The organism is Micromonospora sp. NPDC005254 (assembly GCF_042872525.1).
Classification (GTDB): Bacteria; Actinomycetota; Actinomycetes; order Mycobacteriales; family Micromonosporaceae; genus Micromonospora.
This window is the reverse complement of sequence record NZ_JBIAKM010000009.1, coordinates 83795-107854: the sequence shown is the minus strand read 5'-3', so window position 1 is coordinate 107854 and position 24060 is coordinate 83795. Positions and strand designations below refer to the sequence as shown.

Annotated in this window: 16 protein-coding genes; 5 read left to right on the top strand and 11 right to left on the bottom strand. The window is 71.6% G+C overall.

Going from position 1 to position 24060, the window contains the following annotated elements:
• Positions 1-11: 11 nt before the first annotated feature.
• Positions 12-1076, top strand: coding sequence for a LacI family DNA-binding transcriptional regulator (locus ACFYPR_RS25840; protein WP_387181605.1), 1065 nt, complete (start codon positions 12-14; stop codon positions 1074-1076).
• A gap of 91 nt (positions 1077-1167) precedes the next feature.
• Positions 1168-2313: a DUF6596 domain-containing protein gene (locus ACFYPR_RS25835; protein ID WP_363936082.1), complete on the top strand. Its 1146-nt coding sequence runs from the start codon at positions 1168-1170 to the stop codon at positions 2311-2313.
• 144 nt (positions 2314-2457) lie between these two features.
• Here the strand turns inward: ACFYPR_RS25835 and ACFYPR_RS25830 are convergent, their stop codons facing one another.
• Positions 2458-3351, bottom strand: coding sequence for an SGNH/GDSL hydrolase family protein (locus ACFYPR_RS25830; protein WP_354856195.1), 894 nt, complete (start codon positions 3349-3351; stop codon positions 2458-2460).
• 269 nt (positions 3352-3620) lie between these two features.
• On the opposite strand from ACFYPR_RS25830, the gene ACFYPR_RS25825 reads away from it, so the two are divergent.
• Both ACFYPR_RS25825 and ACFYPR_RS25820 read left to right on the top strand, forming a co-directional pair.
• On the top strand, positions 3621-5234 hold the full coding sequence (locus tag ACFYPR_RS25825) for a ricin-type beta-trefoil lectin domain protein (protein ID WP_354856196.1): 1614 nt from the start codon (positions 3621-3623) through the stop codon (positions 5232-5234).
• Positions 5235-5399: 165 nt separating this feature from the next.
• A complete protein-coding gene (locus ACFYPR_RS25820) occupies positions 5400-6113 on the top strand; it encodes a hypothetical protein (protein ID WP_355068015.1) in 714 nt (237 codons plus the stop codon).
• A 54-nt stretch (positions 6114-6167) separates the two neighbouring features.
• On the opposite strand, the gene ACFYPR_RS25815 is transcribed toward ACFYPR_RS25820, so the two are convergent.
• Complete coding sequence (locus ACFYPR_RS25815; RefSeq protein ID WP_354856198.1) at positions 6168-7004, bottom strand: alpha/beta hydrolase; 837 nt, start codon at positions 7002-7004, stop codon at positions 6168-6170.
• 47 nt (positions 7005-7051) lie between these two features.
• The gene (locus ACFYPR_RS25810; protein WP_355068016.1) at positions 7052-7615 is read right to left on the bottom strand and encodes an alpha/beta fold hydrolase; all 564 of its coding nucleotides are present in this window, start codon (positions 7613-7615) and stop codon (positions 7052-7054) included.
• Positions 7616-7954: 339 nt separating this feature from the next.
• Between ACFYPR_RS25810 and rph the strand changes: the two genes are divergently transcribed.
• Entirely contained in the window at positions 7955-10585 is a 2631-nt protein-coding gene (gene rph / locus ACFYPR_RS25805; RefSeq protein WP_387262866.1) for a rifamycin-inactivating phosphotransferase, read from the top strand.
• Here the strand turns inward: rph and ACFYPR_RS25800 are convergent.
• From ACFYPR_RS25800 to ACFYPR_RS25765, 8 genes are all read right to left on the bottom strand, one after another.
• Entirely contained in the window at positions 10576-11517 is a 942-nt protein-coding gene (locus ACFYPR_RS25800) for a hypothetical protein (RefSeq protein ID WP_354856201.1), read from the bottom strand. The two genes, rph and ACFYPR_RS25800, sit on opposite strands and share 10 nt — an antisense overlap.
• Positions 11518-11649: 132 nt before the next feature.
• Positions 11650-12705: an enediyne biosynthesis protein gene (locus ACFYPR_RS25795; RefSeq protein ID WP_355139886.1), complete on the bottom strand. Its 1056-nt coding sequence runs from the start codon at positions 12703-12705 to the stop codon at positions 11650-11652.
• On the bottom strand, positions 12702-14672 hold the full coding sequence (locus tag ACFYPR_RS25790) for a CRTAC1 family protein (RefSeq protein WP_355139888.1): 1971 nt from the start codon (positions 14670-14672) through the stop codon (positions 12702-12704). The genes ACFYPR_RS25795 and ACFYPR_RS25790 overlap by 4 nt, the downstream gene beginning before the upstream one ends.
• 94 nt (positions 14673-14766) lie before the next feature.
• Positions 14767-16125 carry a cytochrome P450 gene (locus tag ACFYPR_RS25785; protein ID WP_355068023.1) on the bottom strand — a complete coding sequence of 453 codons (1359 nt, stop codon included), beginning with the start codon at positions 16123-16125 and terminating at the stop codon, positions 14767-14769.
• Positions 16122-16661 (bottom strand): flavin reductase family protein, encoded by a 540-nt coding sequence (locus ACFYPR_RS25780; RefSeq protein ID WP_355068024.1) that lies wholly within the window; start codon positions 16659-16661, stop codon positions 16122-16124. Before ACFYPR_RS25780 ends, ACFYPR_RS25785 begins: the two co-directional genes overlap by 4 nt.
• The gene (locus ACFYPR_RS25775) at positions 16658-17098 is read right to left on the bottom strand and encodes a thioesterase family protein (RefSeq protein WP_039905788.1); all 441 of its coding nucleotides are present in this window, start codon (positions 17096-17098) and stop codon (positions 16658-16660) included. The genes ACFYPR_RS25780 and ACFYPR_RS25775 overlap by 4 nt, the downstream gene beginning before the upstream one ends.
• Positions 17099-17100: 2 nt before the next feature.
• Entirely contained in the window at positions 17101-22884 is a 5784-nt protein-coding gene (locus ACFYPR_RS25770; RefSeq protein ID WP_387262863.1) for an SDR family NAD(P)-dependent oxidoreductase, read from the bottom strand.
• Positions 22881-23864 carry a DUF1702 family protein gene (locus ACFYPR_RS25765; RefSeq protein WP_354856207.1) on the bottom strand — a complete coding sequence of 328 codons (984 nt, stop codon included), beginning with the start codon at positions 23862-23864 and terminating at the stop codon, positions 22881-22883. Before ACFYPR_RS25765 ends, ACFYPR_RS25770 begins: the two co-directional genes overlap by 4 nt.
• Positions 23865-24060 lie beyond the last annotated feature (196 nt).

The window sequence follows — 24060 nt, the reverse complement described above, 5'->3', positions numbered from 1 at the left end:
AGACTCCCCGTGTGATCGAGGAGAGCCGGCGGCACCACCCCCGCAAGCCCCGGCGCGGTGACCTGCCCATCGCCACGATCGCCGAGCTCGCCGGGGTGTCCCCTCCCACGGTCTCCAAGGTTCTCAACGGCCGCGCCGGGGTGGGCGAGCAGACCCGGCAGCGGGTGGAGGCCCTGCTGCGGGACCATGGCTACCGCCGGCCGGAGACCGCCGCGAGAACCCTCTGCATCGAGGTGCTCTTTCACCAGATGCTGTCCTCGATCGCCCTGGAGATCCTGCGGGGGATCCAGGAGGTCGCCGGCTCCCGGGACTGCACGGTCGGCTTCATCGACATCCGCCATCGGGTGGCGGCGGAACTGCCCTGGATGGAGCCCCTGCTGCTGCGGCAGCCCACCGCCGTCATCGCGGTCTGCTCCCTGGTCACCGCCGAGCATGGCAGACAGCTGACCGCCATGGGCATCCCGCTCGTGGCCATCGATCCGGTCGGCGAGCTGTTCCCCACGCCCGCCGTCGGGTCGAACAACTGGAGCGGCGCCCTGGCCGCCACCCGGCACCTGCTCGACCTCGGCCACCGACGGATCGGAGTGGTCACCGGGCCGCAGCAGGACCTGTCCGCGCGGGCTCGCCTGGACGGCTTCCGAGCCGCGCTGGACCATGCCGGCGTTCCGTTCGACGGCAGCCTCGAACGACGCGGAGTCTTCAGCTTCGAGGACGGCCGTGACCTCGGCCGTGAGTTGCTGACCCTGGCCGAACCGCCCACCGCCGTCGTCTGCGGCAACGACCTCCAGGCGCTCGGCGTCTATGCGGCGGCCCACGAGGCCGGTCTGCGAATCCCCGACGACCTCAGCGTCGTCGGCTTCGACGACGTGGACCAGGCGACCTGGACCACGCCACCGCTCACCACGGTGCGACAGCCGTTCAGCGAGATCGGGGCCACCGCTGCCCGGCTCGCGTTGGCGCTGGCCGACGGCCATTCCCTGCCCCAGGAGCGGTACGAGCTCGGCACCGCGCTGGTCGTGCGGGGCAGCACCGGGCCGCCCGGTTCCCGGCGGCCGGACGCCGCCCTCCGCCCGTGAGCCGCAAAAGTTCTCTTGGCGGCCATGTCGAGAAACGGCGCGCGGCTCCGTCCCTGACCGAGCCCCCCACCATCGCCGAATGACCTCGGCGATGAACGACGCACTGCTCCGGAGCCTCACGCCGGGCGTGCTCGGCGTCCTCGTCCGCCGCCGAGCTGACTTCGCGGCGGCCGAGGACGCCGTGCAGGACGCGCTGGTCGAGGCCATCCGCGTCTGGCCGGCCGACCCGCCGCGGGACCCGAAGGGTTGGCTGATCACCGTGGCCTGGCGCCGGTTCCTCGACACCACGAGAACGGACGCTGCCCGTCGCCGTCGTGAGGACCTGGTCGACTCCGAGCCGGCGCCGGGGCCCACGCCGGCGGTGGACGACAACCTCCAGCTCTACTTTCTCTGCGCCCACCCGTCGCTGACGCCGTCGTCCGCCGTCGCGCTCACGTTACGCGCCGTCGGCGGGCTGACCACCCGTCAGATCGCCGACGCCTACCTGGTGCCCGAGGCGACCATGGCGCAACGCATCAGCCGGGCCAAACGCACCGTCTCCACCGTGCGGTTCGACCAGCCCGGCGACGTCGCCACCGTGTTGCGCGTCCTCTATCTGGTCTTCAACGAGGGCTACACCGGCGACGTCGACCTCGCGGCCGAGGCCATCCGGCTCACCCGGCAGCTCGCGGCCGCCATCGACCATCCCGAGGTGGCGGGGCTGCTCGCCCTCATGCTGCTGCACCACGCCCGCCGCGCCAGCCGGACCGCGTCCGACGGCAGCCTGGTGCCGCTCGCCGTGCAGGACCGCAGCCGGTGGGACACCGCCGTCATCGCCGAGGGTGTCGACATCCTCCAGGCGGCCCTCGCCCGCGACCGGCTGGGCGATTTTCAGGCCCAGGCCGCCATCGCGGCGCTGCACGCCGACGCGCCCACCGCCGAGGAGACCGACTGGGTGCAGATCGTCGAGTGGTACGACGAGCTGGCACGCCTGACCGACAGCCCGGTCGTCCGGCTCAACCGCGCGGTGGCCGTGGGTGAGGCCGACGGCGCCCGGGCCGGTCTGGCGGCGCTCGCGGCGTTGGACGACTCGCTGCCCCGTCACACGGCGGTGGCGGCGTACCTGCACGAGCGCGACGGCCAGCTCGCGACGGCGGCCCGCCTGTACGTCGAGGCGGCCCACCAGGCCCCCAACCTCGCCGAACGCGACCACCTGACGCGCCAGGCCGCCCGGCTCAACGCCCGCCGACAGCGGTGACGTCTTCCGCTCGACGCCCCTTTTTCAGACGTATGTCGCCAGCGGCGCGACGCGGACCACTGGGCGCCGGTCGTCCCGGCTCAGCTTCGACTGCCGGCCCCGCCGTCTTCGCGTGACGGGGCCGGCGCGAGCGATCCTGCTCGGTCAGCTGTTCAGGGTGGCGAGCAGCGCGCTGCTCATGCCCTGCTCACCGCGCGCGTTCGGGTGGAAGGGCGCGGCCGAGTTCTGCGGCACCAACCCCTCGACCCATCGGGTGCCGCTGCCCTTGCACGCGTCCCGACCGATCGACGGCGTGTAGACGTCGGCGTAGGTGGCGCCGTTCGCCCCGGCGGCGCTGGCCAGCATGGCGTTGAGCGACTTCTCGATACCGCGCAGGTACGGCACGTCCTGGTAGGCGATCGGGACGACGGGCCAGCAGCCGTATCCGCTGTCGGGCAGGATCGCCGGATATCCGAGCACCACGATCCGCGCGCTCGGCGCGGCCCGACGGATCGCCTGCAGCGTGGTCGTCACCTTCGGCACGGTGGCCGCGATCCGAGCCTGTAGCTGGTCGGTGCCGCCGGCGGTGTACCGGTTCTTGCACGGTGAGCCGAGCGGACTGCTGAGGCTCGCCTCGGCGCATTCGCTGATGATGCCGGAGAAGCCGATGTCGTTGCCGCCGATCTGCACCGTCACCAGCGCCGTGCTCGACGTGACCGCGTTGAGCTGCGGTGGCACGTTGATGCCCAGTTCGCCGCTGCCGCCGTAGAGGATGTCGTCGGTCGTGGCGCCGGAGCAGCTCACGTCAGCGAACGACGTCGAGCCGGCGGACGCGGCCACCAGCGAGGGATAGTTGCGGTTCGACCGGAGGCAGTTGAGGTCGACCTGGGTGGGGATCAGGGGACCCGCGGTGTACGAGTCGCCGAGCGCGACGTAGCGGCCGGTGGGGACCGCGGCGCTGGCGGGTGTGGCGACGGCGAGCAGCACACCGGCGGTGGCCGCGGCGAGCGCGGCGAGTCGGGTGGCTGCCCGCAGGAGCGGCAGGCGGGGACGGGGCATGACGCCTCCCAGGGGAGATCGCGGTGGTGGTGGTGCCGAGATCCTGTCGCCGCCGCCGAGCTGGCGTCAATATAGATGACCCTCACTAAATACCGTCCCACAGTGTGGGTCAGGAGGGCTGCGCGGCGGGTCCGACGCCCGAGGTTCGCGCCGGATGCCGGCGCCGTTGACGCCATGTGTCGTACGAGTTAAATTGGCGATTATCTATGTCATTGGCTCCTGTGGACCGGCAGCCGGCCCTCGCCGCCAACCACCCGCAAGGAGTGCACGTGCTCAGACGAAGAATCGCCCTACTGCTCCCCGCGCTCCTCGCGGCCGCCCTCGGCACCGCGGTGGTCAGCGGCGCGGTGGTGCTCACCACCACCCGACCCGCGCAGGCGTTGGAGAACGGGCTGGCCCGCACGCCACAGATGGGCTGGAACGACTGGAACGCGTTCGGGTGCAACGTCAACGAGACGCTCATCCGGCAGACGGCCGACGCGCTGGTCTCCAGCGGCATGGCCGCGGCCGGATACCGCTACGTCAACATCGACGACTGCTGGTCCACCAAACAGCGCAACGCCAGCGGCGACCTGGTCGCCGATCCGCAGAAGTTCCCGAGCGGCATCAAGGCTCTCGCCGACTACGTCCACGACAAGGGCCTCAAGCTCGGCATCTACTCCTCAGCCGGCACCCTCACCTGCGCCGGGTACCCGGCCAGCATCAACTACGAGCAACGCGACGCCAACCTCTGGGCATCCTGGGGGATCGACTACCTCAAGTACGACAACTGCGGCGACCACCTCGGTCGGAGCGCGCAGCAGCGCTACACCGCCATGCGGGACGCGCTCGCGGCCACCAACCGGCCGATCCTCTACAGCCTGTGCAGTTGGGGACAGGACAGCGTCTGGACCTGGGGCGCGGGGGTGGGCAACTCCTGGCGTACCACCGGCGACATCGGTGGGAACTGGAACTCCATCATGAGCATTCTCGACCAGCAGGTCGGCAAGGAGTCGTACGCCCGACCCGGCGCGTGGAACGACCCGGACATGCTGGAGGTCGGCAACGGCCCCACCGACACCGAGTCCCGGGCCCACTTCAGCCTGTGGGCGCTGCTGAACGCCCCGCTGCTGGCGGGCAACGACATCCGCACCATGTCGGCGGCCACCCGCACGATCCTGACCAACACCGACGTGATCGCCGTCAACCAGGACTGGGGCGGTCAGCAGGGCCGCAAGATCAGTGACTCCGGCGACCTGGAGGTCTGGCGCAAGCCGATGTCCACCGGCGGGGTGGCCACAGTGCTGCTCAACCGCGGCAGCGGCACGACCACGATCTCCACCACGGCCAGCGCGCTCGGGCTCGGCAGCGCCGGCTCGTACGCCGTACGTGACCTGTGGTCCCACACGACCGCGACGTCCACCGGCACGATCAGCGCGTCGGTGCCGGCGCACGGCGCCGCCATGTTCCTGGTCACCGGCGGCGGCACTCCCCCACCGAGCACTCCCCCACCGAGCACGACGTCGACGATCCGCAGCACGTCCGCCGGCCGGTGCCTGGACGTCAACGGCGCGTCCCAGACCAACGGCGCCACGACCATCATCTGGGACTGCCACGGCCAGGCCAATCAGTCCTGGACCTCGACCAGCGCTCAGGAGCTGCGGGTCTACGGAGGCAAGTGCCTCGACGTCTACAACGCCGGCACCGCCAACGGAACATCGGTGATCATCTGGGACTGTCACGGCCAGGCGAACCAACAGTGGCGCTTCAACGCCGACGGCTCGATCACGGCGGTCGCCTCGGGCCGCTGCCTGGACCTGGTGGGCAACGGTACGGCGAATGGCACACGCACCCAGATCTGGGACTGCAACGGCGCAGCCAGCCAGCGGTGGAGCCGCAGTTGAGCGACCCGCCCCGGTAGGCGGGGCCGGCCGGGCGCGGTCGCGGGCACCGACCCGCGCGTCGCCCGGCCGGCGCACGCCGCTCCATGCTCACCCCTGCGGCACGCGGGGAACGTCCGACGCATAACATTGCCACGGTTCGGGACGGCTCTGCTGAAACGAGGCGACATGCGTTGGCTCCAGCGGTTGCTGGGCGGCGGGCGGGTCCAGCTCGACCCGGGGCGGCAGCAGGCGCTGCTGCGAGACCTCCAGCACGGATACGGCGCGCACTCCCGGAACCCGTTTCCCGCGCAGGTCGAAGCGGCCACCGGAATGCTGGGCGGCGACGACGGCCTGGTGGTGGCGGCCCGGATTCTGAGCCAGGTCGCCGACGAGGCACACGTGGATCTGCGGGCGCAGGCGCAGGACATCCACCGGCGGACGGGCCGGCGGCTCCTGGTGCACCGGCGCAACTACCGGCCGCTGTGGATGGAGGCCGGTCCCGGCCTGCGGTGGCCGCTGTTCGCGTTGCCGTGCGGCTTCCACCCGTACGCCCAGGTGGCCGCCGCCGTCGCGGTGGTCGGCGGCCGGGCGGCCCGGCTCGATCGGGTGACCGACCCGAACCCGCTGGTGATCCATGTGTTCGAGGTGCTCGACCTCACCACCGCCGGCTGGGAGTACGGCCGGGTGCGGGTGGACACCGACGCCGCCGCCTTCGTCGATCGACTGATCACGAGCGCCGCGCAGATCCTCGCCGCGATGGACGACCCGCCCCGGTTGCCACCTCCGATCCGTGCGCTGATGCGTCGCAACAACACAGTGGACGTGCACGATCCGGCCGGCCCGCGCGCGGTGGGACGGATCAACCTGGGCGCGCGGATGCGGGAACAGCTGCTGGCCTGAGCAGGGCGGGCCGAGGACCCTAGGCGGGCTCAGGACCCTAGGCGGGCGTTGACCCTAGGCGCGGGCGTTCGTGGCCAGGAAGGCGAGCAGCAGGGCTGCCGTCTCGTCGGGGTACTGCACGTGCGGGTAGTGACCCGCGCCCTCGATGACCTCGAGGCGACCCAACCCGGCCGGCAGCGCGGCCACGATCGCCTCCCCCTCGGCTCGCGGGTCGGCCCAGTCCGGGTCGAGCGATCCCTCGACGATCAGGGCCGGGCAGCGGACGTTACCCAGCTGCGCCCCGGCGTCGACCGGCGCCGACTGGCCCATCTTGCGCATCGCCGCCATCCGGCCGGGCTCGCGCATCATGGCGTCGATCCGGGCCGTGCGAGCGGCCCAGTCGGCCGGCTTTTTCGCCGGGTAGGCGATGTCGAGGTAACTGCGCCAGAGGGGCACGCTGCCCAGCAGGCCGGTGCCGAGCAGCCGGGCCATGCCCTTGCGGTAGCGGGCGACCCGCAGGTCGCCCAGCTTGATCGACTGCTTGCGGGTGAAGGGGGTCAGTTCGACGATGCCGGTGATCAGCTCGGGCGCCTGGGCGGCGGCGATGGTGGCGGCCCCGCCGGAGATCGAGTGGCCGACCAACACGGCCGGACCGCCGAGGTGGCGGATCACCGCGAGCAGATCGCCGGCGATGTCGGTGCGGCTGTAGGAGGGCCACTGCGCGCTCGACTCGCCGCAACCCCGCAGGTCGACGGCGGTCACCCGGTAGCCGGCGGCCACCAGGCGCGGCACGACGAAGCGGTACGCCTCGCGGCTGTCACCCATGCCGTGGGCGAGAACGACGAGCGGCCCGGAGGCGCCGGTCACCTCGTACGCCAGGGTGCCGCCATCGACGGTCAGGTACTCGGTCATGGGATCCTCCATGTTCGGCTAATTGCGTTAGCTTTAAGCTAATGCAATTAGCCAGACGTGTCAAGCCTGATCACCTTCGCCACGTCACCGAGGTCGTCGTTCAGCTGGTGATCGCGCCCCGGCAGCCGGTACACCCGCGCCTGCGGGAGCACGCCCGCGTACAGGTCCGCGTGCGACGGCGGCGCCGTCTCGTCCTGGAGCCCGTGAAACACCCGCACCGGTACGCCACGCGGCAGCCGGGCACCGAGGTCGTGCGGCAGCTCGAACTCGTCGCCGGGCCAGCCGCCCGCGCCGACGAACGGGGCGGCGATCAGCACGATCATCGCGAGGTCCCGCTCGGGTGGCCGCTCGGCGAGCGCGTGGACGAGGATCGCCCCGCCCACCGAATGGCCCACGACGACGGCGCCGTCGTCCAGTGCCGCGATCTCCCGCCGGATGGCGGCGCTCCAGGTGGCGTAGCTCGGGTCGCCCTCGTCGGGCATCCGCGGGTAACGAACCTCGTACGAGTCCCCGAGCCCGCGCCGCAAACTGTCGAACAACCTGCTGTCCCACTCGTCGTGCGTGCCGGCGCCAGCGCCCTGAACGAACAGGATCTGCGCGGTCGCTGCCATGACGATCTCCTCTCGCGTGCTCGCCCCCGATCGGGTTCGATACCCGGTGCAGCGTCGACGCGGCGCCGTGCGCCGGCGACGGTGTGCGCCGCGCTGCCGCGGGGCGCTTCGACGGGGATTGTGCGGCGCGTGCAGGGCCGGCGAGGACGTGCCGGACGGCCTGCCGCAAGGGCGGAACCAGGCACGAATCAGCGGAACGATTTCATTCACAGCGGGAAAAACACCACTGCTATCCGCTCCCACTTTAACGTATATCGCAACGGGGGTCTTGCCGCAAGACCCGGGTCTTGCCGCAGAATCGTCCGCCGGACACCGGAACGGACGAAGAAACGGGGCGCGATGATCGACCAGTATGTGCGAGATCTCGACGAGGTCGACGAGACGCAGGTCGCGATCGTCGGCGGCAAGGGCGCCCGTCTGGGGGCGTTGTCGCGGATTGACGGCATCCGCGTACCGGCTGGCTTCTGCGTGACGACGGACGCCTTCCGACGGGTCATGGCCGAGGTGCCCTCGATCGACGATCAGCTCGACCACCTGTCGCGCCTGAAGCCGGACGACCGGGAGGCGGTCCGCGACCTCAGCGCCCAGATCCGCCGGGCCATCGAAGGGGTCGCCCTGCCCGACGACGTGGCGGCGGCCATCAGCCGGGCGCTCAGCCAGCACGGCGAGGAAGCTGCCTACGCCGTCCGATCCAGCGCCACGGCGGAGGACCTGGCGACGGCCTCCTTCGCGGGCCAGCAGGACACGTACCTGAACGTCAGGGGTCCGGCGGCGATTCGCACGCACGTCAGCCGGTGCTGGGCCTCGCTCTTCACCGAGCGGGCGGTCACCTACCGTCAGCGCAACGGCATCGACCATCGGGCGGTCCACCTGGCCGTTGTCGTGCAGAAGATGGTGTTTCCACAGGCGGCCGGCGTCCTCTTCACGGCCGACCCCGTCACGTCCAACCGGAAGGTCGCGTCCGTGGAGGCCAGCTTCGGCCTCGGCGAGGCCCTGGTCTCCGGGCTGGTGAACCCGGACTCCTACCGGGTGCGCGACGGCGCGATCATCAACCGGACGATCGCCAGAAAGCGTCTCGCCATCGAGGCGCTGCCGGCCGGCGGGACCACGAGGCAGGCGATCAGCCCGGAACGACAGGAGCAGCCGGCGCTGACGGACGCGCAGGTCCTGCGGCTGGTGGACGTGGGCCGGCGGATCGAAGCGCACTTCGGCCACCCGCAGGACATCGAATGGTGCCTGGTCGACGGTGACGTCGAGATCGTGCAGAGCCGGCCGATCACGACGCTGTTCCCCGTCCCGGCGGCCCAGGACCGGGAGAACCACGTCTACCTCTCCGTCGGGCATCAGCAGATGATGACCGACGCCATGAAGCCGTTGGGGCTCTCCATGTGGCAGCTGACGGCCATGGCGCCGATGCACGAGGCCGGCGGGAGGTTGTTCGTCGACGCCACCCGGCTGCTGGCAGCGCCCGCGAGCCGTGCCGGCTTCCTCCGCATGGCGGAGAGGTCCGATCCGTTGACCAGGGACGCGCTGGAGACCGTCCTCGCCCGCCCCGACTTCGTTCCGACGCTCCCGGACGGCGGTCCCAGCGGCCCGCCCGTCGGCGGCACGCCCGCCCCGATCGAGAACGACCCGGCGATCGTCACCGAGCTGATCGAGCGCAGCGAGGCGTCTCTCGCCGCCCTGCGGCACGACATCGCGACGGTGACGGGCCCGGCGCTGTTCGACTTCCTGCTGAAGGCGTTCGAGGAGCACAAGCGGATCCTCAGTGATCCCTTGAGCATGCAGGCGATCATGGCGGGGATGGAGGCCACCTGGTGGCTCAACGAGCAGCTGTCCGAATGGCTGGGCGAGAAGAACGCCGCCGACACCCTCACGCTGTCCGCCCCGGGCAACATCACGTCGGAGATGGGCCTGGCACTGCTCGACGTCGCGGACGTCATCCGACCGCATCCTGAGGTGGTGGCCTTCCTGCGGGACGTCGAGGACGACGGCTTCCTCGACGAGCTGCCGAGGCTCGCGGGCGGGACCGAGGCGCGCGACGCGATCCGGGCCTACCTCGACCGGTACGGCATGCGCTGCGTTGGCGAGATCGACATCACCAGACCGCGTTGGAGCGAACGCCCCACCACGCTCGTACCCCTGATCCTCGACAACATCAGGCTCCTCGAACCGGGCGCCGCCGGGCGGCGCTTCGCGCAGGGGCTTCAGGAGGCGCAGCGCAAGCGCGAGGAGCTGCTGGAGCGGCTGCGGGCCCTGCCGGACGGGGACCGGAAGGCCGCCGAGACCACGCGGATGATCGACCGGGTCCGCACCTTCATCGGGTACCGGGAGTATCCGAAGTACGCCATCATCAGCCGCTACTTCGTCTACAAGCAGGCCCTGCTTCCGGAGGCCGAGCGCCTCGTGCGGGACGGCGTGCTCCGCGACCGGGACGACATCTTCTATCTCACCTTCTCCGAGCTGCGCGACGTCGTGCGGACGCACCAGGTCGACGACCACCTCATCCAGCGGCGGAGGGACGCGTTCCGGTGGCACCGGACGCTCACGCCGCCCCGGGTGCTCACCTCCGAGGGTGAGGCCATCGCCGGGTCGTACCGGCGCGACAATGTGCCGGCCGGCGCGCTGGCCGGCCTCCCGGTCTCCGGCGGGATCGTCGAGGGCCGAGCCCGCGTCCTGCTGGACATCGCCGAGGCCGAGCTGGAACCCGGCGACATCCTGGTCACCTCCTACACGGACCCGAGCTGGTCACCCCTGTTCGTCGCGGTCCAGGGCCTGGTGACCGAGGTGGGCGGCCTCATGACCCACGGGGCGGTCATCGCCCGGGAGTACGGCCTGCCCGCCGTCGTCGGGGTGGCGGACGCGACCAGGCTGATCCGCGACGGGCAGCGGATCCGAGTGCACGGCACCGACGGGTACATCGAGATCCTGTCACCGCCGAACGACGCCGACACCCGCGCTCAGTTGTAGGGCATCGTCGGGAACCAGCCGTAGCCGAACATCGCCGGCACCCGGACGGTCCAGTAGACGAGGGTGAAGACGCCCAGCGCGAGCAGCAGCGACCCGGTGACCGCGAGGGTGCGTGCCGGTCGCGCGGACAGCCAGCGGATCAGCCCTCCGCGGGTGGCGAGGACGACGAGTGCGAACAGGATGCCCACGATCGCGATGTTGCCCAGCGACTGCAACACGAAGGCGGCTGACCCGTACAGGGGGTTTCCGTTGTCGGCGGCCCACTGGAAGAGCTTGTGGAACAACGGGTACGGCCGACCGATCAGGAAGGCGCCGACCAGCATGCCGAGCACGAAGACGCGGGCGAACGGGCGGCGCGCGAACGGATCGGGGACCTTGTCGAGGGCCGCGAGACCGAGGTAGATGAACGCGAGACCGATCAGACCGAAGACCACCACCGACTGCACGAGTCGTACGGGCATGCCACCGGCGGTCGTCGCCGTCGACAGCTGCGGCAGCGAGTCGCCGAGCAGGACTCCGACGAAGCCGTACGTGGCGGAGACGACGACCATGCCCAGCGCCAGCAGGCCCACCGGCCGGAGCATGAAGCGCAGCCCCGCCGCCGGTGTGCCGCCGGCGCCGGCGTGTGTCATCGGCCCGATCGAGGCGGCCATGGCGATGTTGCAGGCCGTGAACGTGCCCGCCAGGCCCGAGACGAACGCGAACAGCAGGCCCGCCGCGGTGCCGCCGATCGCGGTCGCCTTCGCGTCGTGGCCCAGCAGGGTGTTGGCGACGTTGTCGCCGATCGTCTGGTCGACGAACTGGTACGACCAGAGCAGGGACAGCGCGATTCCCGCGAGCACACTGCCCACGATCAGCGCGCCGCGCCGGTCCGAGCGTGCCGGCGTCGGGGTGGCCGCGTTCGGCACGGCAGGTCGTTGGGTGGCGGTCATGACAGCCTCTCTCGAATTCTGCGACGGCAGGATGCGCTGACTGGCTCTCCGTCCGTGGCCCGGCCGGGCCGTCCTCGCACTGCGGATCTCCGCCTGGGAGGACTGCCGGCCGGGCCACGCGGATCGACAGGGTCAGCGGGCGATCGGCAGCTCCACCGCCGCTGGCGGTGGCACCGGCTGCACCGCGGTGCGGGTGCCCCGCCGCTCGGCGAGCCACCTGCCCCACCAGAACAGACCCCGTGCCAGGCACACGATCGTGACCGCGAAGAACAGGGTGTAGACGACGTTGAACAGCATCAGGACGCCGTACACCATGGCCACCGAGGCGCCGAACATGAACTGGAAGCGAGGCTTGGAGGGCGTGGTGCCCGGATCGGTGATCATGTAGTTGGTGAACAGCACGAACGCCACCCCGGTCATGATGCTCAGCGCCGACCAGAGCTGTACGTCCCAGACGAAGTGCCGGATCAGGGCCTGGATGACGAAGCCGCCGACCCAGCCCACGATCAGCGCGACCTTCTTCGTGAGCATCGCGTTGAGGATCGTGCCCGCGGTGAGCACCACCATCGGGATGAACATCCGGAAGACGTCGGGCACGTTCTCCGTGAAGTGGTACGGCGGCGCGACGTTGACCCAGGAGAACGCGAGCAGCGTGATGGTGATGCCGAAGTTCGACGGGTTCATGAAGTGCCGCATGCGTCCGGCGATCGGGGCCTGCAGCACCGCCTTCTGCCCGACGGCCACGACCACGGCGAAGGCGATCGGCCAGAACAGGTCGTTGGCGTACAGCAGCATGTTCGCGGCGAGCGCGGTGATGTGGGTCGGCAGCAGGAACGTGTAGACGCCCCACGCGCCGTTGCCGCTGTAGGCCGGTCGGCGACCCAGGGAACGGGCGGCGACCGCCTCGATCGCGAGCTCGACCGTGTACCCGATCGCCAGGGCGAACAGCGGCCAGGTCCAGGGCTGCTCGAACCCGAGCACCGTGTAGCCGAGCACGTTGAGGATGGACATGGAGATGGCGAAGTTCCGCAGGGCCAGGTAGCGGGGGTCGCGCTTGTCGACCCGGGGTACGGGCGGTCGCCGGTCGACGCCGGCCCGGGCCCGGTCCGGCCCGCTGCCGTTGCGGGTCGCGTCGGCGACCTCGGCCGTGGTGGTCACGCCCACCGGGGCGCGTTTGACGTCCGTCATGGTGTGGTCAGCTCCTGGGCTCGGTCGGTGAGCGTGAGGTCGTGCCATCCGGCGGAGAGGGGCAGGGTCTGCTGATGCTGGACACCGTCGAGGTCGCGCCAGCTCAGTTCGACGGTGACGGGCGTGCTGCCCTGGTCACCGAGGCCGAAGAACAGGTCGAAGCTGCGCTTGCCCGAGTGCCCGCCGCCGCCGTCGAGCTGGGCGAGCTGGGTGCGGCCGTCGGCCGTGGTCACCCGAGCCTGCGCGCCGTACGCCGGGGTGCGGGCATCGTTGCCCGTGGCGGCGCCGAGCGCGGGCCTGTGCAGCCGCAGCCCGAGGAAGTCGCCGACCTGCGCCTTGGTGTTGTGGTAGTAGGCGGGCGGCCCCCACTGGCGTGCCACCGCGAAGTCCTGGCGGCCGTCGCCGTCGGTGTCACCCACGGCGACACCGCGGGTCGGGGTACGGTCGTCGAGTCCGAGCTGCGGGCTCAGGTCGACGTAGCGGCCGTTGTCCTCCGGTGCCCAGAACGCCAGCGCGTTGGAGCCGGCGATGTCGTCGCCCGGCTGCGCGTTGGGCCACATGTCCGGCTCCCGCAGCATCAGGTCGTTGCTGGCGGCCAACTCCTGCAGCCAGTTGAACCGGTTGACCGTGCCCTTGACGAAGCCGCAGGACTGCACCACGACGAGCCGTCCGCTGTTGTCGAAGTCGGCCATCTTGACGTCCCAGCCCCAGCCGACCCAGGCGAGGTTCTTCGCCGATGCCTTGTTCTCGAAGGGAGCGATGCCCTTCGACAGCCGTTCCCGCGCCTCCTGTGGGTTGGCTGCGGTGTTCTGCCAGACGAAGTTGCTCTCCTCCAGCCCCCACGACTCGGTGATGTTGCTGACGAAGGCGTCGAACCGGCCGCTGCCGCGCAGATCGGCGAAGTCGACGGCCATCCCCTTGAACGAGTCGTGGCCCACGACCAGCGACTTGGGGTCCAGCGGGCCGCGACGCCCCTCCGCCAGGGCGAACCTGATCCGGCCGGGGGCCGACACGTTGTGGAAGAAGCGGTCGTTGCCAAAGTCGTTGGCGAGGTACAGCTCGGGCAGCAGATCCCCGTCGAGGTCGGCGGAGGCCGACGCGAGCGTCCATCCGGTGGCGTACCGGGGGTCGATCGCGCTCTGCTCCTCGTAGGTGACGCTCGGCTCGGCGCCGGTGGTGGCCGCGGTCCAGCGCAGGATGTGCGCCCCGCCGGCGTTCTGGGCGCGGGACATGGAGTGGTTCATTTGCACGTTCGGCAGGCCCTGTGCGTCGAGCACCTGGGAGTCCGGGAAGTAGTTGAAGATCCCGATGTCGGGCCGGCCGTCGCCGTCGAAGTCCGCGACCGCTGTGGCGTTGGTGTTCCACAGCGGCCCCCGGTAGCGGCCGTCGGTGGTCTGCTGCTGCGGGATCAGCTCGACCGGGTGGTACGACGCGAGGCTCAGGCTCGCCGCGTTTCCGGTCTGTAGGAACACGACCGGGGTTCGTCCCCAGTAGACGACCAGCAGATCCGTCCGGCCGTCGACGTTGAAGTCGCCGGGTGTGCAGCCCATCGGGGCGATCGCCGGTCCCATCGGCAACGGCGCCGGGTCCAGCACGAACGGCGCGTAGCGGGCGCCACCGCCGGGCGCCGGAGTCACGATGGCGCTGTCGCTGCGGGGGTCGACGAGGCAGAGGTCGTTGGCGCCGCCCTGCCCGTCGAGGTCGTTGACCGCCACTCCGGCGCCGACCGACGAGATCCAGGACCGGATGTGCTCGTATTTCGGGTTCACCGTCCGGATCGTGCGCTGCGGCAGACCCGGCGGCAGGGCGATGGGCAGTTCGGTGAACGCGAACTGCGACGCCATCGCGCGCCGGTCCGCCGCGGATGCGGACGGCAGCCGCGAGATCGTGAACAGCCCCGCGACGAGTACCAGGACGAAGACGACGGGAATGAGTCTGCGCAGCGGACCCACTGGTTTCGGTGGCAACGATCCCCCTCGGGTGGTGCCCGACCCGGCCGGGTCGGGCGTTCGGGTGGTGCGGTCGTGGGTGACAGCGGTCCGCGGTCACCCGGCGGTGTCCTCAGTCCGCCGGACGCACGGTCATCGGCAGGCCGCCGCGTATGCGCAGCGACAACATCGGCTCGGGTACGACGTTGTGCGTGGCGACAGTCGTGAGCGTCAGGTCCCGGGCCAGTACGGCGAGGACGAATGCGGCCTCCATCAGGCCCAGGTGGTTCCCGACGCAGAACCGCGGCCCCGCACCGAACGGGATGTAGGCGTACCGCGGGCGGTCGGTGGTGCGGGCCGGGTCGAAGCGCTCCGGATCGAAGCGTTCGGGCTGGTCCCAGAAGTCCGGGTGCCGGTGCAGCGTGTAGGGGCAGACCAGCACGTCGGCGCCCGCCGGCACCGCGTACCCGCCCACCACGTCGGCGGCGAGCGCCTTGCGGGGCAGGATCCACACCGGCGGGTACAGCCGCACCACCTCGTCGATGACCATCGCGGTGTACCGCAGCCGGCCCAGGTCGTCGAAGGTCGGCAGCCGGTCGCCCAGCACCGCGATCGCCTCTTCCCGCAGCCGGTGGCGCACCTCGGGATGCCTGTCGAGCAGGTAGAGCGCCCAGCTCAGCGTGCTGGCGGTGGTCTCGTGCCCGGCGAGCAGCAGGGTCACGAGCTCGTCGCGCAGCCGCTGCCGTCCGACCCGGGGGTCGGGCTCGGCCCGGGCCGACACGATGAGCCGCGACAGCACGTCGTCGCGGTCACCGGTGTGGCTCCCGCGCTCGGCGACGAGCTGGTCGACGATCGTCTGCAGACGACGGCGGGCACGCCGGAACCGCACCTGACGCGGCAGCGGCACCCAGGGCGGCACGGCGCTCAACGACGCGAGCTCGAACATGGCCTGGTCCTGCACCACGGCGAAGTCGCGCCCGATCGACGGGAACCTCCCGAGGTCGGTGTCGAGCAGCGTGCGCCCGAGCACGCCGAGAGTCAGACCCGTCATCTCCTGGAGCACGTCCACCGGGCCGTGGCGGCCGAGCGTCCGCAGCCGGCCGACGAGGGCCGCCGCCTCCTCGGCGACGATGCCGGCCTGCTGGGCGATGCGCCGGCTCTGGAACGCCGGCTGCGCCACCCTGCGCTGCTTGCGCCACAGCTCACCCTCGCTGGTCAGCAACCCGTCGCCGAGCGCTCGGCGGGCGTGCACCAGACCGATGCCCTTGTGGTAGTTGGCCGCGTTGTCGGCGAGCACGTGCTTGGCGTGGTCGGGGTGGTTGAAGAAGTAGAGCTCCTTCGGACCGACCGGCAGCAGCGCGACGTCGCCGTAGCGGGCGGCCGCCGACGTCATCATGCCGAGGCGGTCGCGGCCCATCGTGATGAGCATGCTGACGGCCGACGCGCGCGACGGACCGGGAAGGGACGGCGCCGACCGGGTGACGGCGGTCATGACGTCACCACCGCCGACGGCGTCCTCTCGAGCCGACGGAACCGGCCACCGAGGAACACGAGGGCCTCGCCGTCGCCGTCGTCGTGCCGGCGCATCCCGCACGGACGGCCCAGGAAGATCGTGTGATCTCCCCCGTCGTACGACCGCCAGAGCTCGCACTCGATGTGGGCGGCGGCGCCGCCGAGCAACGGCGCCGCCGTCCGCGCGCCCGGCCGCCACTCGGCGAACTCGAACTGCTCCTGTCCGAGCGGGCGGCGTCGGTCGGCGTAGTAGCGCGCCACCGCCTCCTGATCGGCGGCCAGCACGGAGACGCCGAACGCGCCGGCCCGGCTGAGCGCCTGGTGCATGAGGGCGTCCCGGCCGACACACACCAGGATCAGCGGCGGATCGAGGGACACCGCGCTGAACGAGTTCGCGGTCATGGCGTGCGGCTCGTCCCCGCCGACGCTGACCACAGTGACACCGGTGGCGAAGGTCCCGCAGACGCGGCGCATCAGCACCGGGTCCGTCAACTCTTCCGTACCGAAGGTCGTCATCGCCGGACCCCGGCGGCGGCATAGGGTTCCAGAGCGCGTTCGAGCGCTTCCGGGACCCGGGTGGGAACGGTCCGGTTGTTCGGGCCGCGCATGCAGGCGACGCGCTGGGCGCCGCGGGCGACGAGTGTCTCGCCCGCCGGTCCGGTACGCACATAGTCGAAGCCGAACTCGAGCTGCGTCTGGGCCAGTTCGAGCAGTCGCATCCGGACGGCGATCTCGTCGAACGCGGTGATCTCGGCGAAGAACTCACACTCGACCTTGAGCGTGAACAGCTTGAGGTCGTCCTGCAGATCGGCGAGGACTGTCGGCGCCCGGTCCTTGAGGAACATCTCCCGGCAGCGGCCCTGCCACCGCAGGTAGTTGACGTAGTAGACGTTGCCGACGATGTTCGTCTCCTCGAACCCGACGGTGTGCCGCAGCTCGTAGTAGCTCTCCATGCTCATCCCTCCGCACCGGCCAGAACAGTGATGACGACGCGTCCGTCGCTGCCGCGCAGGCTCGTGACGAACGAGGCGGCCCGAGCGCCGCCGGCGGCGAAGAGCACCCAGCCGGGACGGGCCGTACCGCCCAGGACGAGTGGGCCGCGCATCGGCAGGCCGGCCTTCTGCATCGCCTCGACCGCGGTCCAGACCCGGGTCGAGGCGGTGTCGGCGTCCTCGCCCGAGTCGCCGGCCAACTGCTCGGCGAGCCCGGCGTGGGGGCCGAGCAGGCCCTTCCACTCCTCGGGGCTGCGCCGCGCCACGCTCTCGAGGTCGCAGCCCAGGACGCCCGCCCCGGCGACGGCCAGCGTCACCCCGACGCCGTGCGCGATCGAGACGGTGTGCTCCCCGGCGACCTCGGGCCGACCGTCCGGCCGGTAGGTGATCTCGACCGGCCGCCCGAGCGCCTGCCCGACGGCGCGGGCGCTGTCACGTCGGCGCGTGGCGGAGCGCTCGCCCGGCTCGGGTGCCGGGGCGTCGGGCTCGATGGCGACGGCGACGCCGGTGAGCCCGAGGTCTCCCAGCCCACGCTCCAGGTAGGGGCCGAGCAGCGGCGCCACCCACGGGCCGGCGCCGTCCTGCTTGCGGACCGCGCGCAGCCGCAGTCCCTCCCACCGCTCGACGGTCATCCCGGACTCCGTGCGCAGGGCGATGTCGTAGACGTACGTGTCGCCGTCGCGCTCGCGTTCGGTGGCGCAGTACCGCAGCTCACGGGCGGACGACAGCTTCTCCCCGCCGGGGTGGATGCGTTCCACACCGACGGGCAGCAGCGTGGCGTCCGGTACGCACACCTGGTTGCCGTGCATGAGCGCGTCGCGGACGCCGGGGTCGCCCAGCAGCAGCGTCGCGGAGACGTACGGGGCGAACCACGCCGTCGATTCGTCGGCCTCCACGATCGCGTCCACGTGACGGGCGGCGGCCCGGTGGTACTGCCGGATCCGCTGGAACCGGCCGCCCTGGAACAGGGTGCCGCCGTACAGGTCGTCGAGCGGGGCGATCGAGGCCGGCGCGAGACCGTCCGGCACCTGGTCCGGAGGGCCGTCGGGCACCGTGTCGGCGCCGAGGCGCAGCCGGGCGGTGAAGTGATCGGCGGTGAAGCCGGTCTCCTCGCTGCGGATCGCCACCTCGATGACGTCGTCGTCGGTGACCAGGGCAGCCACCCGGATCCTCGTGTGCCCGTGGGGCGCGACGATGATGGGCCGCAGGAACTCCGCCCGCTCGATGACCGGGAGGACGTCGGCGCCGGAGAGGGCCGCGGCCACCTGCGCCATGGCCTCCATCCCGAAGACCGCGGGGAACAGCAGGTTGCCGTCCAGGTCATGATCTTCGAGGTAGCGGTCGGTGCCGACGTTGAGTTCCGTCTCCACCACGAGTTCGACCTGGTGGTAGCGGATCAGCGCGCGGTCGACGAAGCGCAGCAACGGCAGCGCCGGCTGGTGGTACCGGACTGTGTGGATGCCCTCGGTGCGGCCGCTGATCACCACCACGACCGGCGCGGTGGTGTCCGCGACCAGACGCCGCAGAATCGCGATGCCCTGGTCGGGGGTGATGGGCGTGACGCCCTCGCGGCTGAGCGACTCGACGACCGACAGCCGCTCCCCCATGCCGACGCCCGACCAGACCGACCACTCCAGGCATCGGGTGCGGCACTCGGGGTACGCCCGGGAGAAGGCCGTGGTCTCCTCGGCCAGCCAGTCGTTGGCGGTGGCGTAGTGCGCTTCGCCCCGCAGCCCCGCCCGGCCGATGATGCTGCCGAGCGTCACGAGCAGCCGGAGCCGGGGCTTCTCGACCGCGTCGAGCACCGCCCGCAGGCCGTCGACCTTCGGTGCCAGGGTGTGACGGAACGCGGCCGGGTCCAGGCTCGCCAGTCCGGCGGGTTCGTTGCGGCCGGCGCCGTGCAGAACACCGGTGATCGGCCCGAGTTCGGCGGAGAGGTCCCGCACCGCCTGCCGGACGGCGGCGGCATCGGTGACGTCGGCGCGGGCGTACCGCACGGTGACGCCGGCGGTGGCGATCCGGGCCAGGTTCGCGGCCAGTTCGGCGTCCTCGGCGGGGTCGGAACGGCCCAGCACCGCCAGGCTTGCGCCACTGTCGGTGGCCAGGGCGAGGGCGCACTCGGCAGTGATGCCCTTGCCCCCACCGGTCACCAGCAGCACGTCGTCCGCGCCGAGCGGGGCCACCGCCGTCGCGGGGCGTACCGGCAGCGCGCGGAGCGTCGGGACGCGCCGCACCCCGTCGTCGTAGTGCACCTCGGTGAAGCTGGTCGTCGCGGCGACCTCCCGCACCACCAGCTCCACAGCCGAGTCAGTGGTGGCCCGCAGGTGCACGACGGTGACCAGCACGGACGGCGCCTCAAGATGCAACGTCCGGGCGATGGCCGCCGCGCCCCGACCGTGCCCGACCAGGACGAAGCGGGTGCTGCCGGCGGCGAGGGCCTGCTGCGCTCCCCGCAGGGCCGGCTCCAGTTGCTCCTCGGTGCAGTCCGGTGGCAGGCAGACCAGAACGCCGCCGCCGAGCCCGGCCTGTTCGAGCGCCGCGGCGAGGGTCGCGGCGAACGGGTGCTCCGCTGACGCGTGCACGTGCCACGGGCCGTTCGCGGCGGTGGCGTCGCCGGGAACCGCCGGCAACGGCACCTCGTCGAGGTCGAGCCGCCAGGGCCGCGCCCAGCCGGCCACCCCCGCCACCACAGGCGTGGCGGTGGCGTCGCTGTCCCGGGCCGTACGCGCGAGGGTCTCCATCGTCGCCGCGAGTTCCCGGACGGTGGCGGTCGCGAAGTTGAGCGGCATCTGCGCCGGTGGCAGCTCCAGACGCTGTGCGAGCTGGTTGGCCACCTGGCCGATCGTGATCGAACTCAGGTGCAGGTCGTCGAGCAGGCGGCTGTCCGGCCGGACGAGTTCGATCGGCAGCTCGGCGCGCTCGGCGGTGAGCCGCCGCATGAGGTCCTCGGTGGACTCCTCCCCCACCCCGACCGCATCGGCGGTGGTGGACGGCGGCGCCACGGCCGGCCCGCGCTCGATCGCCGCGCTGAGCTCCGGCGCCTGCTCGCAGGGGCTGGTCAGGAAGGAGAACGCGGCGCCGACCTCCAGCGGCCGCACGAACCGCCCGTCGAACAGCGCCGCCGGGGCCGGGGCCGCGCCGACGACGTACGCGGCCCCGGCGACCCGCAGCAGACTCGCGAGCGAGTCGTTGTCGGTGTCCACGGCGACCGCCGGGACGTCCGTGACCGTCGTGGCCAGCCCGGTTAGCACCCGTCCGGGCCCGACCTCGACGAACAGGTCGGTGTTCTTGGCGGCGAACGCGACGGCCTGGTTGAACAGGACCGGGTCGGTGATCTGGCGGCGCAGGAGGCCGCGCACGTCGGTGCCGGCGGGCAGCACCTCACCGGTGACTGTGGAGACGACCCGGGCGCCGACCTGGTGGAAGGTCTCGCCCGCGAGGGCGTCGGCGAACGTGTCCGCGGCCGGTGCGACCAGCGGGGAGTGGAAGGCGTGCGAGACCCGCAGCCGCGTCGCGCTCAGGCCGGCGGCCCGAGCCTTGTGGCAGACCGCCTCGATCGCGTCGACCGACCCGGAGACCACGGTGTGCTGGGGCCCGTTGTAGGCGGCCACGACCACCGGCAGCCCCGCGATGATCCCGTCGACCGTCTCGGGGGGCGCCCCGATGTCGGCCATCGTGCCGGCCTGGCTGTGCCCGGCCATGGTCCGGCCCCGGACGCCGGCGACGCGCAGGAGCGTGTCCTCGTCCATGACGCCGGCCCACTGCAGGGCCACGATCTCGCCGAGGCTGTGCCCGATCGCGGTGGACGCCTCGATGCCGAGCAGCGCCAGGGCGTGCTGCCCGGCCAGTGATCCGGCGACGATGCGCGGCTGGGCGACCTCGGTCGCGACGACGTCGCTGCCGGTGGGCAGCGCGGCGCGCAGGTAGACGTCCTCGACCTCGGCGAACCGCCGCCGCAGCGCGCCACCGCTGACACCGCGTCCGGAACCCTGCCCCGGAAAGAGGAAGCTGATCCGGGCCGGGCCGCTGACGTGTCCGAGCAGGAACCGGCCGTCGGGGCGGATCAGTGTCGTCTCGCCGGATTCGACGGCCTCACCAGCCGCGGTCAGCAGCCACTGCGCCTCCTCGGGTGACGAGGCCACGACCGCGGCCCGGAACGGCCGGTCCTGCAGGTCGCGGTGGAGCGTCGCCGCGAGATCGCCCAACTCCGCGTACGAGATCGCGGACACGAAGGTGCTCAGCTCGGCGAGCCGAACGGCCAGTTCCGGCGCGGAGGCCGCGTCCACCAGCAGCAGCTCCGCGTCCTGGGCGGAGGCGGCCAGGGTACGGACGCGGCGGTCCGGCACGGGCCGGCGCGGGCCGTGGCGTTCGAGCACGACGTGCGTGTTGATGCCGCCGAAGCCCATGGCGGTGATGCCGGCCCGCACCGGGACCGCGCTCGGCCACGCTTCGGCCTTGCGTAGGGTGCGCAGCCGTGCGCCGTCGGCGGTGAGAAGCTCGTGGGGGTCGACGGAGCCGACGCTCGGGGGAAGCACCTCGTGGTGCACGGCCATGGCGGCGCGGATGAAGCCGGCCACCCCGGCGGCGGCCTTGGTGTGACCGATCATCCCCTTGACCGAGCCGATGACGGCCGGCGGCGCGTCGGGATTCGCCGTCTCGCGAGCGCTGGACAGCGCGGTGAGCTCGGTGGTGTCCCCGACCTTCGTGCCGGTGCCGTGACCCTCGAACAGCCCGACGGTGTCGATGCCGAAACCGGCCCGGTCGTACGCGCGGTGCAGGGCGAGTTGGTAGCCGTCGACCTCGGGCCGGGTGATGCCACCGCGGCCGTCGGACGAGACGCCCCAGCCGGCGACCGAGGCATAAATCCGGTGACCTGCCTCGGCGGCCTCGTCGGCGCGCATCAGGACCAGCATGCCGCAGCCCTCACCGGGCCAGAACCCGTTGGAGGCGCGGTCGTAGACCCGCATCTCGCCGCTGGCCAGGGCGCCGGTCTTCGCGAAGCCGATGACCTCGAACGGGTCGATGGACAGGTCGACACCGCCGGCGATCGCGACGTCCAGTTCTCCGTCGAGCAGTGCCCGGCACGCGGTCACCACGGACAGCAGCGAGGACGAGCAGGCGCCGTCGACGGTGTAGCCGCCACCCTTGAGATCGAAGTGGTTGCAGATGCGTCCGGCGATCGTGTTCGACAGGGCGCCGGCGAGAGTGTCCTCGTTCACCGGCGGGAACGGGCTCTTGTACGCCTCCTCGTAGGTGGCGAGAAAGGCGGACAGCTTCTCGTCGTCCCAGCCCTCTGCCCGCAACGCCGCGGCCACGGTCCGCCGCACGTACGGCCAGCGCAGCCGCATCTGGTTGGCCCGGGAGAACTCGCCGGTCAGCGTGTTGCCCACGATGACGCCCGTGCGCTCCTGGGGCAGCCCCTCCCCCGCCGGGAAACCCGCGTCGGCCAGTGCCGTCGCGGCGGTCTCCAGGGCCAGCCAGTGGGCCAGATCGGTCGACCGGTACGTGCTGCCGGCGACCTTGTAGCCGACCCGGTCGAACTCGTAGCCCTCGATGACGGCGGCGTTGCGGGCGTAGAAGCGGTCCGGGGCGGCCGGGTCGGCGTCGAAGTAGTCGTCGGCGTTCATCCGGACGTCGGGGAGCCGCCGGAACGCCCGGCGACCCGCGATCGCGTTCTCCCACAGTTCCTGCGGTGAACGGGCGTCGGGGTAGCGGCACGCCATCCCCACCACGGCGATACTGGTCATTGCTCACTCAGCTTTCGGGTCGCTGGCGACGGGTCGAAGGCGTTCCTGATGCGTTGGCGCCACACCTCGTAGGCGGGCAGGACGTCGTCCGGGGGCAGCCCGACCCGCGCCTCGTCGGTCACCCGTGTCGCGTCGCTCACCGTCATGCCGCAGAGGACACGGGTCGCCAGCTCGTTGTGCGGGGTGACGAGATCGGCACGCAGCCGGGCCGCGGCGCCGAACGACGCGCCCTGCGCGAGGTCCGGCCGGTACGTCCCCGCGCACTCGGCGAGCCAGGTCAGTTCCCGCTCACTCGCGCCGCCCGCGTAGCAGACGGCGAGGCCGGCCCCGGCGTACAGGTCGCGCCGGCGGTCGGCGGGGAACGCGTCGAGGAGGCGGACGAGCTGCTCCGGGTCCGTTCCGGCGACGAACCAGCAGGCCCGGCCGATGCCCTGGTCGATGGCGCGCACCGAGTAGTCCCGGGGGCCGTCGGCAGGCCACGCGAAGGTGGACGGCCGACGCCGCTGGCGCACGTACCGGTCGGTCCTGAAGTACGCCTCGTGGAACCCGTACCCGTCGAGGACGAGCCAGCGCAGCAGCGGGTCCGGGGCGTACAGCCGGGGCCACAGAAGACGCGGCAGGCGGGCCATCGCCCAGCCCACTCCGACGTACGCCATGTAGACGTGCTCGTCGTGGTCGGCGAGGAACCGCGCGACGTGCCGCGGACGCCCGGGCAGGGCGTCGCGGATGGCGAAGGCCATCGCCGCACCCTCGTAGGCGAAGCCCCGGTACGCGGCCGGCGTGGCCTCGACCGTGGGTGCCGCATCTGCCGGGCCATTCGCCTCCGCGGCCGCCCCGAATCCGTGCAGGAACGAGCTACCGACTGTTTCGAGGCGCTCGCGGGCCTGCTCGTTCTTGAGATGGAATCCGCGCGTGCTGACTTTGGTCTGCCCCACGTCGGGGGTCATGATACGGCGTCGAAGTCTGGTCAATGAACTCATCGTATGCTCCGGCCCTCCCGCTGAGACCTCATTGTTACGCGACTATGTGGAGCGAAACTTCTCCTGCATTGCGGCGGTCGCCGACGGCGTCCGGGGATCGGCAGGTTTCCGCTGCTCACCGGCATCGGTCAATGGTGGAGTGGATAGTGGACAGCGGAAATGACCATTACGGGCCGGTTAGCGCAACACAGGAGAT

What these genes read in the sequence shown, in the direction of transcription:
- ACFYPR_RS25835 (WP_363936082.1), top strand. Translation starts at nt 1,168, where the DNA reads ATGAACGACGCACTGCTCCGGAGCCTCACGCCGGGCGTGCTCGGCGTC.
- ACFYPR_RS25830 (WP_354856195.1), bottom strand. Translation starts at nt 3,351, where the DNA reads ATGCCCCGTCCCCGCCTGCCGCTCCTGCGGGCAGCCACCCGACTCGCC.
- ACFYPR_RS25820 (WP_355068015.1), top strand. Translation starts at nt 5,400, where the DNA reads ATGCGTTGGCTCCAGCGGTTGCTGGGCGGCGGGCGGGTCCAGCTCGAC.
- ACFYPR_RS25815 (WP_354856198.1), bottom strand. Translation starts at nt 7,004, where the DNA reads ATGACCGAGTACCTGACCGTCGATGGCGGCACCCTGGCGTACGAGGTG.
- ACFYPR_RS25810 (WP_355068016.1), bottom strand. Translation starts at nt 7,615, where the DNA reads ATGGCAGCGACCGCGCAGATCCTGTTCGTTCAGGGCGCTGGCGCCGGC.
- rph (WP_387262866.1), top strand. Translation starts at nt 7,955, where the DNA reads ATGATCGACCAGTATGTGCGAGATCTCGACGAGGTCGACGAGACGCAG.
- ACFYPR_RS25800 (WP_354856201.1), bottom strand. Translation starts at nt 11,517, where the DNA reads ATGACCGCCACCCAACGACCTGCCGTGCCGAACGCGGCCACCCCGACG.
- ACFYPR_RS25795 (WP_355139886.1), bottom strand. Translation starts at nt 12,705, where the DNA reads ATGACGGACGTCAAACGCGCCCCGGTGGGCGTGACCACCACGGCCGAG.
- ACFYPR_RS25785 (WP_355068023.1), bottom strand. Translation starts at nt 16,125, where the DNA reads ATGACCGCCGTCACCCGGTCGGCGCCGTCCCTTCCCGGTCCGTCGCGC.
- ACFYPR_RS25780 (WP_355068024.1), bottom strand. Translation starts at nt 16,661, where the DNA reads ATGACGACCTTCGGTACGGAAGAGTTGACGGACCCGGTGCTGATGCGC.
- ACFYPR_RS25775 (WP_039905788.1), bottom strand. Translation starts at nt 17,098, where the DNA reads ATGGAGAGCTACTACGAGCTGCGGCACACCGTCGGGTTCGAGGAGACG.
- ACFYPR_RS25770 (WP_387262863.1), bottom strand. Translation starts at nt 22,884, where the DNA reads ATGACCAGTATCGCCGTGGTGGGGATGGCGTGCCGCTACCCCGACGCC.
- ACFYPR_RS25765 (WP_354856207.1), bottom strand. Translation starts at nt 23,864, where the DNA reads ATGAGTTCATTGACCAGACTTCGACGCCGTATCATGACCCCCGACGTG.